Here is a 10835-nt window from a genome sequence, read left to right on the forward strand (position 1 = left end):
ACAATCCTTGCCGAAGCCAAATCTTGACGCCGCAACGTTACTTGTTCGTAACCATGTCCGAAAATGCGACAAACGGGTACGAATGGCGAAACAAGACACTATGTTATAGTGAGTTACCCACAACTCACGTAACAAATACGGTTACGGAAAAAAGATTGCGCCGTTCCTCCCCGTTTTGCGTACCGACACCGGACTCTTCACCAACTAATTTTGAAATCCAAAAATTAAGAACGATGAAGAGTACATTTTCAGTAATCTACTACCTCAAGCGTCAGGTAGTGAAAAAGGACGGGACGGTTCCCGTCATGGGACGCATCACGGTGGACGGCAGCCAGACGCAGTTCAGTTGCAAGTTGAGTGTCGATCCGAAGCTGTGGGACACCAAAGGGGGACGTGTCACGGGCAGAAGCGCGGCGGCACTCGAAACGAACCGTATGCTTGACAAGATGCGGGTGCGCATCAACAGACACTATCAGGAAATCATGGAGCGTGACAACTTCGTCACGGCGGAGAAGGTAAAGAACGCCTTTCTCGGACTGGAACACCGCTACCACACGCTGATGCAGGTGTTCCGTCGGCACAACGAGAACTATGAGAAACAGGTGGAAGCAGGCATGAAAGCAAAAGGTACACTGGAAAAGTACCGTGTCGTTTACAAGCACCTGCAAGAGTTCCTCGACATCCGCTACCATGTGAAGGACATCGCCCTAAAAGAGCTTACTCCCGCTTTCATCTCCGACTTCGAGATGTTCCTGCGCACGGACAAGCACTGCTGCACCAATACCGTGTGGCTGTACGTCTGCCCGCTACGGACAATGGTGTTCATAGCCATCAACAACGAGTGGCTGACACGCGACCCGTTCCGCGAGTATGAAATCAAGAAGGAGGAAACGACACGCAGTTTCCTGACCAAAGACGAAATACGCCTGCTGATGGAGGGGAAACTGAAAAACGCCAAACAGGAACTGTACCGCGACCTCTACCTGTTCTGTGCGTTCACCGGATTGTCGTTCGCGGATATGCGCAACCTCACGGAAGAGAATATCCGTACCTATTTCGACGAACACGAGTGGATAAACATCAACCGCAAGAAAACGGGCGTGGTGTCCAACATCCGCCTGCTTGACATCGCCAACCGCATAATCGGCAAATACCGTGGGCTATGCGAGAACGGCAGGATATTCCCCGTTCCGCATTATAACACGTGCCTTGCCGGTATCCGTGCCGTCGCCAAGCGTTGCGGCATCACCAAGCATATCACGTGGCATCAAAGCCGCCACACGGCAGCCACGACAGTTTTCCTTTCCAACGGCGTACCCATCGAAACGGTCAGCTCCATGCTTGGACACAAGAGCATAAAGACGACGCAGATTTACGCGAAGATAACCAAAGAAAAACTCAATCAGGATATGGAAAACCTTGCCGCAAGGTTAAACAACGTCGAGGAATTTGCAGGTTGCACCATCTAAAAAAGAGGAGCCATGAAACGTGACATAATCATCATAGAGGACAAGGCGGTCAGCGTAACCGGTAACGATGTGTGGATGACCGCCACCGAAATAGCCGGACTGTTCCATACGACCGTCCCGGCAGTGAACGCCGTCATCAAAGCCGTCCGCAAGTCTGACGTGCTGAACGACTACAAGGTGTGCCGCTACATGCAGCTTGAAAACGGGCTGTACGCGGACGTGTACGCGCCTGAAATCATTATTCTGATTGCTTTTCGGCTGAACACCTACAACACCTACCTGTTCCGCATGTGGCTGGTAGGAAAGGTTCTCTCACAAGAGAAGCGGCAAACATACGTGATGTTTATACAGAACGGAAAAACTGCGTACTGTTGAAGATATCAAATGAAAATTATACGAAAGAATTTCTATATGGATCCTTATCTAAATAGCCATATCATATCTCAAAAAATATAGAGGTAATAATATGGCTATTATTTAATTCTTTTGATTTGTCGTTATGCAACGAATTCCGTTCATAAAATGTTTTAATATATATTTGTCAAATGAATGGAGATTAGGTATTTTTTGTTCAAGGTATTCAATTCCTATCGTGTTAAATTCCTGTATAACGATTGTAATCTCTTTAGAATCGTCTTCAAGATTTATAAGACCTGCATTTTGTATCTTTTTACTAATCATCCTCGGTAATCCGTATTCTTCAAGTTGAAATACAATTTTAGGTAAAAAGGCATTTGATGCTTTATATACAAAATTGGCGATATTTGAGGAATTAGGATAAAGTTCTTGACGTATAATATTAATTACCGCAATAATAGATGAGAGATTAAAGGATACATATCTTTCAAATGTAAATATATCCTCATATGTAATACCATAATCTTTTACTGTGTTATATAGCTCTTTTATAGTCATTTTCCATCCATTACTACATGCACATGCATAATACCGTAAATGTCCTTTTCGATGATATTCCAAAATTTCTATGATATCTCCTAAAGCATCCCTCCATTCCCATGTATTATTGTTTTGTAAAGCATCGCAATTTGTTGGCCAATTGGAATCAGTTTTCAATTTTTCCGCAATTATCTTTAACATTGATGGTTTACAACTTCTGATTTGTGGTATTCTTTCAATTCTATGCCAAATATCCGTTCCAAGAAGTTCTATCATTTCATCTTGATATCGTTGAATTTTTACATATTGTTCATTATTCAATTTTATACCGGGGTCATTTCCATCAAGTTTTTTTACTACATCATCAGGAAACTCTAATCTCAATTTAGTATTTTCTTGACTTGGTGGCTCTTCAAGCATATAGACACGACCTACAAAATAACGAAACATTCTGCCTGCGCGTCCAATGATGTTGCGAAAGGTAAAATAATCAATCTTATGAGCCCCGTTCTTATTTGACCATAAAACGACACTCTCTGCTTGAGTATTTACTCCTTCAATTATAGACGAGGTCGATACCAAATAATCTAACCCATTCTGTTCTTCAAATAGTTTTATTTGAATTTGACTAAGAGAACGATGTAGCTGACCATTATGAATACCAATACCATGTTTGACTAAATCTTTAAGAATATACTTTTCTCCATAATTGCATTCCAGCCAATCAGAAAAATTAGCAAGCAGTTCAGAGTCTTTATTATATAAATTTCTGTTAAGAATTGTTGTTACTTCTTCAATTCCCTTATATGTGCCGGTATATATCAAAGCTTTACCTATACCTGTATTTATTAATTCAATAAGTTTACGTGTCTTAAAACTCTGTTTATCTTCATTCTTTGGTCTGCTTTTATATAACCGCCATGCATGCGTTACAACGGTCTTAAAATCCATACGCAGAAATGTCATCCCTTCAGTGAATACATTTTCTTCTATTTCATGGATATTTGGGGCAAGATAATATCTTTGTTTAGCTTTCTTTCCGAGTTCTACCATTGAACTGAGTAAAGTGGAGCTTCTTTCAAGATCAAAATTTGTACTTGCCTTATAAAACTCATCAACGATTAGAATATCAATTGAAGGAAGTTTATCTATATAGGCAAAAGCTCTTTCTTGCGGAAATACCAATATGTTTTTCTCCGCAAGTTCTACATCTGTTGTTGTAATTATTTTATATTGATGAGAGAATTTTCGGCAAATTCGTCTTCTTGTTTCATCTGCAAGAGCAACCGTAGGTACTAATATTACAACATTAATTGGTTGTTTAATCGCAATAAATGCATCAATAACAAAACTTTTACCAAAACTTGTAGGAGCACTCACCGCAACGCTTTTCCCTTCTAATAACTTCTTTAATACCTGTGATTGAGCAGTATGTAAGACACAAGGTTTTCTTTCTCCAATATTAACTTTAAAAACTTCACATACAAACCGATCTTCCCAAGATGCAGTATATGTATCAATATACGGTAAAAGCCCCACTTCACGAATAAGATGGTTGACTAATTCCATATATGAATTATTGTTAGTACCATTAATCTCATGAAGTAATGTAATTACTTTGGATCTTGCATTACTTATATCACCAGCATTTAGAACATTACTTATATCTAAACATGTATTATATATATCATTCGTCTGCATCATTTTTGAGATTTTTTGCTTGTGAAATAAACCAGTTTACTATTTTTGTTTTATCAGGAACAGGAAAAAGAATCAAATGAAAGTTTATTTCCGAATACTTATGAACAGAACTAAGCTTGTTGATCTGCTTCTTAAAAAACGAATGAGCACGATCTCTATGAAAAGAAATAATACTATTTTTATACTCATCACTCATTTCAGTAGTACTTGCTGTTATCTGGCATTCATGTAATAAAAGAATAGGTATATGTAGTTTGGGTTTTATTTCGTCAATGGAAGTATTCTCATCGAAACATTCTTTTATCTTTTTAAGTAATGTTTGGTTTTCAATTTGTTTATCAAGTTCATTGAGATTGGTCATTATTCCGCATTCCTTTTTCATAATAGGTTTGCGCAACATTTGTTCAACAGAATTTATTGGTTCGTATAATCGCGCATCCTCAAGAGAATTATAAAATTTAGCTTCTCCTAACCAAAGTTGAAAGCCTCCATTTGGGTCAATTACAATGTGTACAGAATCAGAGCCCTTTGCATTATCATTATCATTCTGTTTATAAAAAATTTTAGGTATTGCAGATAAGGCTTTATAATGGTTCTTCATTATGCCATATAGAATAATTTCCGCTATTTCACTTCCCTTTCCATTCTGCTCTTTGTCAACAAGTCGTAAATGTTTGGCAGCCTCAATAAGCCTACCGTAATCATTATCTATTAATTTCTCTCGTTCTTGTGCAGACAAAGCTGTTTCTGCAATATTACTGAAAACAAATTCTTTGAATTGACGATATCTCCAACTGCCATCTTCAAAGCCATTAGCAACTGATAATAACCTGTCATTATGATCTGGATTTATTTCTTGCTTTTTTGTATTAAAATTAACAAAACAATCATCAACTAATATATCAAAATTCCAAATTTTATTGCTCATACACTTTATTTACATGCTTAAAAATGGTGAAACATCTATATTCCTTTAGATACTATTTTTTTGTATGACAAATAAGTTCATGAACATCAACATCAAGCAAATTTGCAATACGAACAAATGTGTACAAATCAGGTTGAGAATGATTATTACACCATTTAGATACTGTTGCAGGATCTTTCTGTAATTGTTTTGCCAACCATTTGCTCATAACTCCTTTTTCTGATAGTACATTTTTAATGTTGTTTAAAATTGCCATTACAATTAATTTTTAGATTGCGTTAAATGCAAAGTTACAACTTTTTATTAACTATATGAATTTCTAACGATAGAAATTGGTTGGATCAATCAAAAAACTGGTTTTAAGGTCATTAAAACACCCAAGTATATAAAAAGTAAACGGGCAGCACCACAAAATGTCGCCCGTTTCCTTTTTCATGTTGGCCGCCTCACTCCAGCGGCTTGCGGTAGTTCGCTTCCAGCACCTCGCGCAGCCCCGTTTCCGGGTAAAGCACCTTCCCTCCCAAAAGTATGAAGGACAACACGCGGTTGTTGCGGTATTCCTGCAAGGTGCGTCGGCTGACACGGAGCAGTTCCGCCACCTCACCGTCAGTCAGGTAACGTTCCCCGTCCAGCGGAGGGCGGTAACTTTCCAGAAATACAGACAGCCATTTCGAGCCTTTGCGCATATCCTGCATCACAGAGGCTATCGGCTCGTCTTCCATCGTAAAAACATCGTTGGTCTCGTTCATCATAACTTCGGATTCAGTGGGTGAATAAATCAAATCATCTGCCGTGCGAATAGAGCGTGCCGATAAGCGGTATCAACCTCTTAACCTCCTCCGGCTTGTAATAGAACCTGCGGTTTATCTGCGAGTAGCCGATAAGCCGCCTGTCGCGCAGCGTCTGCAACGTGCGCGGGCTTATTCTCAACTGCCCGCAGACCTCCTCGCCCGTGAGCCATCTTTCCATGCGCCCCGTGTCGCTTTTGCGCCTTAGGGCGGCGACCTTCTCCGAGAGTGCGCCGAATGCCGCCACCATCATCTCGAAAGTCTTTTTCTCGATAGATACTATTTCCATATTCATGCAATTATCGGTTTGCCCGCAAAGGTAACGATGCAGCCCTTAACACGTACCGTTTTCCGCTGAAAGGCTGCCTGTTGCACCGTTTGACCGGGTTACGGAGCCATCTTCCGTAAAAATCTTACGTGAGTCACGTAGTGAGTTGTTAAAGCCCCTTTTGTTTATTGCCGAATTTTGTCGCAGAAACATAGAGCAAGCCGAGTGTAGAGCGTCAAACTTGCTTGAACGGTATGCCGAGGCGCAGCCTATGTTCATGAAAATAAACAAAAATAAAGGACTGAATATGAAAGTGATAACGATGGAAAGTTCTGCCTTCCGGTCATTGACGGAACAGATAGCGGAGATTGCGGCACACGTCCGTGCCGCCTCCGGCGACAAGAAAGCGGCATCGCCCGACAGGTTGCTCACCACACGCGAGGCGGCGCACCTGCTTAACGTGAGTACCCGCACCCTCCAGCGTATGCGCAGCGAGCAACGCATCGGTTATGTCGTGCTTCGCGGTAAATGCCGCTACCGGCAGTCGGAAATAGACCGCCTGCTTGAAGCGTGTGCCGTCAACGAGGACGCGGCGACACCGCAGGAATTGAAACGCAACCACACGCTGCGCACTGGCGGCAAACCAAAAGGAAGGAGGACATAGGTCATGGAACTGCTCACACGAAACAACTTCGAGGGCTGGATGCAGAAGCTGATGGAACGGCTCGACCGTCAGGACGAACTGCTGCTGGCGATGAAGGCTGAGGGGAAACAGCCTACTATCACGGAAAGCATCCGCCTTTTCGACAATCAGGATTTGTGCATGCTGCTCCAGATAAGCAAGCGCACACTGCAACGCTACCGCAGTGTCGGCGCATTGCCCTACAAGACACTGGGCAAGAAAACCTATTACAGCGAGGAGGATGTGCTGACATTCCTTTCCAACCATATCAAGGACTTCAAAAAAGAAGATATAGCCTTCTACAAGGCTCGTATCCATAATTTCTTTCATAAATAACCCATTAAAACATTTTTCAAATGGCAAAGAAAAAAGACGAAAAGGACGTGCTGGTAGTCCGTGACGAGAAGACGGGCGAGATCAGCGTGGTAGCCGGGCTGAATGCAGACGACACACCCAAGCGTACCCCTGCGAAAGCTGAGAACGCGCAGAGTTTCCTGCAATTCGACCGACACGGCGACGTGCTGGACAACTTCTTCAAGAACTTCTTCCGGCAGTGCAAGGAACCCAGCCGCTTCGGTTTCTACCGCATCGCGGCAGACCAAGTGGATTCCATGCTTGGCGTGATGAAAGACCTGCTTCAGCATCCGTACCAGAACAAACAAATCCTTGCACCGCACAAAATCGACACCTTCCCTTATCAACAGCAGGTGCAGGAAGAGATGGCGGCACAAAAGACAGAGAAACAAGAACCTCAAAAACAGGAAAACATGGAACAACAGAAAGAACAGCAGGAAAGCCCGCAACAGACGCAGGGCAGACAGGGCTACCAACCCATCAACGAGAGCAAAATCAACTGGCAGGAGCTGGAGGACAGATGGGGCGTGAAGCGTGACGACCTTGAAAAGTCCGGAGACCTTACGAAGATGCTCCACTACGGCAAGTCCGACTTGGTAAAGGTCAAGCCCACCTTCGGCGGCGAATCATTCGAGCTGGACGCCCGCCTCTCCTTCAAGAAGGACGGCGAGGGAAATGTCAGCCTCGTGCCGCACTTCATCCGCAAGGAGCAGAAGTTAGATGAGTACAAGGAACACAAATTCTCCGACGATGACCGGAAGAACCTGCGCGAAACGGGCAACCTCGGCAGGGTCGTGGACATTGTGGACAGGGAAACGGGCGAAATCATCCCCTCCTACATCAGCATCGACCGCAAGACGAATGAAATCACGGACATTCCGGCAAACAAGGTGCGCATCCCGGAGCGCATCGGCAAGACGGAAATCACCAAACAGGAGCAGGACATGCTCCGCGCCGGACTGCCCGTGCGCGACAAGCTCATCGAGCGCAACGACGGCAGGAAGTTCGTCACCACCCTTCAAGTGAACGTGGAGCAGCGCGGCGTGGAGTTCGTGCCGGGAACCGGAAGGTCGCCCCGTACCGCACAGACGCAGGAAGCCAAAGGTGACACCTCGAAAAGTCAGGCGCAAGGCGGGGAAAATGCCGCACAGACCAAGAAGGAGCAACGCCGCAACACGTGGATGAACGAGGACGGCAGCATCCGCCCCATCAGCAAATGGAGCGGCGTGAACTTCACCGACAAGCAGAAAGCCGACTACGTGGCGGGTAAAGCCGTGAAACTGGAGAACGTGACCGACAAGCAGGGCTTCCATGCCACGATGTATATCAAGTTCAACCCGGAGAAGGGCCGCCCGTACCGCTACGAAACGAACCCCGACAACGCCCAGCAGGTCGCCCCGTCCAACGAGAGCCGCACACAGGTGGCGGTGAACAACGAGGGCAAAACCAACGAGGCGACAAAGAACCTGAAAGAGCCTTTGCAGAAAGGTCAGACCGCCCCAAAGGACGACCGCCAGCAACAGCAGCAGGAGAAGCCGAAAAAGAAGAACAACAAAGGCATGAAAATGTAATCCCGTGTCCGCCACTGAATCCAAAATAAAATCCAAAGTATCAACAAAAAAGCAAGAAAACATGAAGACAATCATTGCAGAAAAGCCCTCCGTGGCACGTGAAATCGCCCGCATCGTGGGCGCGACAAAGAGAGAGGAAGGATATTTCGAAGGAGGCGGCTATGCCGTGACATGGGCATTCGGACACCTCGTTCAGCTTGCCATGCCCGACGGCTACGGCGTGCGCGGATTTGTCCGTGACAACCTCCCGATTATTCCCGACACATTCACGCTCGTCCCCCGTCAGGTCAGGACGGAGAAAGGTTACAAGCCCGACAGCGGCGTGGTGTCGCAGATAAAAGTCATCAAAAGACTGTTCGACACAAGCGAACAAATCATCGTGGCGACCGATGCCGGACGCGAGGGAGAGCTTATCTTCCGCTACCTCTACCACTATACGGGTTGCACCACTCCTTTCGTGCGTCTGTGGATCAGCTCGCTCACCGACAAGGCTATCCGTGAGGGACTGCGCAACCTCGAAGACGGCAGCAGGTACGACAACCTATACCTCGCCGCCAAAGCGCGGAGCGAATCCGACTGGCTCGTGGGCATCAACGGCACTCAGGCGTTATCCATAGCCGCCGGACATGGCACGTATTCGGTGGGGCGTGTGCAGACACCCACGCTGGCGATGGTGTGTGAACGCTATTGGGAGAACCGCCGTTTTACGTCCGAAGCATTCTGGCAGCTCCATATCGCAACAGACGGTTGCGACGGCGAGGTCGTGAAACTCTCATCCTCCGAGAAATGGAAGTCGAAAGAACCGGCAACGGAGCTATATAATAAGGTAAAGGCGGCAGGCAGCGCAACGGTAACGAAAGCAGAGCGTAAGGAGAAGACGGAGGAAACTCCCTTGCTGTACGACCTGACCACGCTCCAAAAAGAAGCCAACGCCAAGCACGGCTTCACGGCGGAACAGACGCTTGAAATCGCGCAGAAGCTCTACGAGAAGAAGTTGATAACCTATCCGAGAACGGGAAGCCGCTACATCCCCGAAGACGTGTTCGCTGAAATCCCCAAGCTACTCGCCTTTATCGGCACGCAGCCCGAATGGAAAGACAAGGTGCGGGCAAAAGCCATCCCGACACGCCGTAGCGTGGATGACGGCAAGGTAACAGACCACCATGCCCTGCTCGTCACGGGAGAGAAACCGCTCTTCCTCTCCAAAGAGGACAGCACCATTTATCAGATGATTGCCGGACGAATGATAGAGGCATTCTCCGAAAAATGCGTCAAGGACGTGACTGCTGTCACGGCAGAATGTGCCGGAGTGGAGTTCACCGTGAAAGGCAGTGTCGTGAAGCAAGCCGGATGGCGTGCCGTCTATGGCGAGGAAAAGGAGGAAACTACCATCCCCGGCTGGCAGGATGGCGACACGCTCACGCTGAAAGCCACCTCCATCACCGAAGGAAAGACCAAACCCAAGCCGCTGCATACCGAAGCCACCCTGCTCTCGGCAATGGAAACAGCGGGCAAGGAAATTGAGGACGACGCGCTGCGGCAGGCGATGAAGGACTGCGGCATCGGCACTCCCGCCACACGAGCGTCCATCATCGAAACGCTTTTCAAGCGCGGTTACATGGAACGCTGCAAGAAGTCGCTTGTTCCCACCGAAAAGGGACTCGCCCTCAATTCCGTGGTGAAGACGATGCGCATCGCCGATGTAGCCATGACGGGCGAATGGGAAAAGGAACTGGCACGTATCGAGCGCGGGGAACTGCCCGCCGACACTTTCCGCAAGGAGATAGAGGCGTACACACGGGAAATCACCTCCGAACTGCTCTCGTGCGACAAGCTCTTCGGCAGCCGTGATTCCGGCTGCGCGTGTCCCAAGTGCGGCACGGGCAGGATGCGGTTCTACGGCAAGGTGGTACGTTGCGACAACACGGAGTGCGGACTGCCCGTGTTCCGGCAGAAAGCGGGACGCACCCTGTCCGACGACGAAATCAAAGACCTGCTCACCGACGGGCACACCAAGCCGCTCAAAGGCTTCAAGAGCAAGCAGGGCAAGAACTTCGATGCCATAGTCGCCTTTGACGGGGAATATAACACGACGTTCGTGTTCCCGGAAAAGAAATGCAAGTCTTCCTATCCGAAAAAAAGGAAATAATCACTAACTTTTGATAAGTTAGGCTGCA

11 protein-coding genes are annotated in these 10835 nt (G+C 46.5%); 6 read left to right on the forward strand and 5 right to left on the reverse strand.

The features are described from left to right. The first annotated feature begins 233 nt into the window (after positions 1 to 233). Together R3O62_RS17320 and R3O62_RS17325 are read left to right on the forward strand one after the other, a co-directional pair. Positions 234 to 1469, forward strand: coding sequence for a site-specific integrase (locus R3O62_RS17320; protein ID WP_002561011.1), 1236 nt, complete (start codon positions 234 to 236; stop codon positions 1467 to 1469). Positions 1470 to 1481: 12 nt separating this feature from the next. Further along, the gene (locus R3O62_RS17325) at positions 1482 to 1844 is read left to right on the forward strand and encodes a hypothetical protein (RefSeq protein WP_002561010.1); all 363 of its coding nucleotides are present in this window, start codon (positions 1482 to 1484) and stop codon (positions 1842 to 1844) included. Positions 1845 to 1946: 102 nt separating this feature from the next. Here the strand turns inward: R3O62_RS17325 and R3O62_RS17330 are convergent, their stop codons facing one another. The 5 genes from R3O62_RS17330 to R3O62_RS17350 all read right to left on the reverse strand — a co-directional run bounded on the left by R3O62_RS17330 (position 1947) and on the right by R3O62_RS17350 (position 6078). Continuing rightward, positions 1947 to 4070 (reverse strand): DEAD/DEAH box helicase, encoded by a 2124-nt coding sequence (locus R3O62_RS17330; protein ID WP_004355287.1) that lies wholly within the window; start codon positions 4068 to 4070, stop codon positions 1947 to 1949. After that, the gene (locus tag R3O62_RS17335) at positions 4054 to 4995 is read right to left on the reverse strand and encodes a HamA C-terminal domain-containing protein (RefSeq protein WP_002561007.1); all 942 of its coding nucleotides are present in this window, start codon (positions 4993 to 4995) and stop codon (positions 4054 to 4056) included. The genes R3O62_RS17330 and R3O62_RS17335 overlap by 17 nt, the downstream gene beginning before the upstream one ends. 52 nt (positions 4996 to 5047) lie before the next feature. Further along, entirely contained in the window at positions 5048 to 5251 is a 204-nt protein-coding gene (locus R3O62_RS17340; RefSeq protein WP_002561006.1) for a helix-turn-helix transcriptional regulator, read from the reverse strand. Between the two features lie 190 nt (positions 5252 to 5441). Beyond that, complete coding sequence (locus R3O62_RS17345) at positions 5442 to 5747, reverse strand: helix-turn-helix domain-containing protein (RefSeq protein WP_002561005.1); 306 nt, start codon at positions 5745 to 5747, stop codon at positions 5442 to 5444. A 31-nt stretch (positions 5748 to 5778) separates the two neighbouring features. Further along, positions 5779 to 6078 (reverse strand): helix-turn-helix domain-containing protein, encoded by a 300-nt coding sequence (locus R3O62_RS17350; RefSeq protein WP_019131010.1) that lies wholly within the window; start codon positions 6076 to 6078, stop codon positions 5779 to 5781. A gap of 280 nt (positions 6079 to 6358) precedes the next feature. On the opposite strand from R3O62_RS17350, the gene R3O62_RS17355 reads away from it, so the two are divergent. From R3O62_RS17355 to topB, 4 genes are all read left to right on the forward strand, one after another. After that, entirely contained in the window at positions 6359 to 6715 is a 357-nt protein-coding gene (locus tag R3O62_RS17355; RefSeq protein WP_002561004.1) for a helix-turn-helix domain-containing protein, read from the forward strand. A 3-nt stretch (positions 6716 to 6718) separates the two neighbouring features. After that, positions 6719 to 7069, forward strand: a complete 351-nt coding sequence (locus R3O62_RS17360; RefSeq protein WP_004291454.1) for a helix-turn-helix domain-containing protein — start codon at positions 6719 to 6721, stop codon at positions 7067 to 7069. Between the two features lie 20 nt (positions 7070 to 7089). Then, positions 7090 to 8658 carry a DUF3945 domain-containing protein gene (locus tag R3O62_RS17365; protein WP_002561002.1) on the forward strand — a complete coding sequence of 523 codons (1569 nt, stop codon included), beginning with the start codon at positions 7090 to 7092 and terminating at the stop codon, positions 8656 to 8658. 61 nt (positions 8659 to 8719) lie between these two features. Continuing rightward, positions 8720 to 10807: a type IA DNA topoisomerase gene (gene topB, locus R3O62_RS17370; RefSeq protein WP_002561001.1), complete on the forward strand. Its 2088-nt coding sequence runs from the start codon at positions 8720 to 8722 to the stop codon at positions 10805 to 10807. Positions 10808 to 10835: the final 28 nt, after the last annotated feature.

The sequence above is a fragment of the Bacteroides hominis genome (assembly GCF_033042785.2).
GTDB classification, from domain to species: domain Bacteria; phylum Bacteroidota; class Bacteroidia; order Bacteroidales; family Bacteroidaceae; genus Bacteroides; species Bacteroides hominis.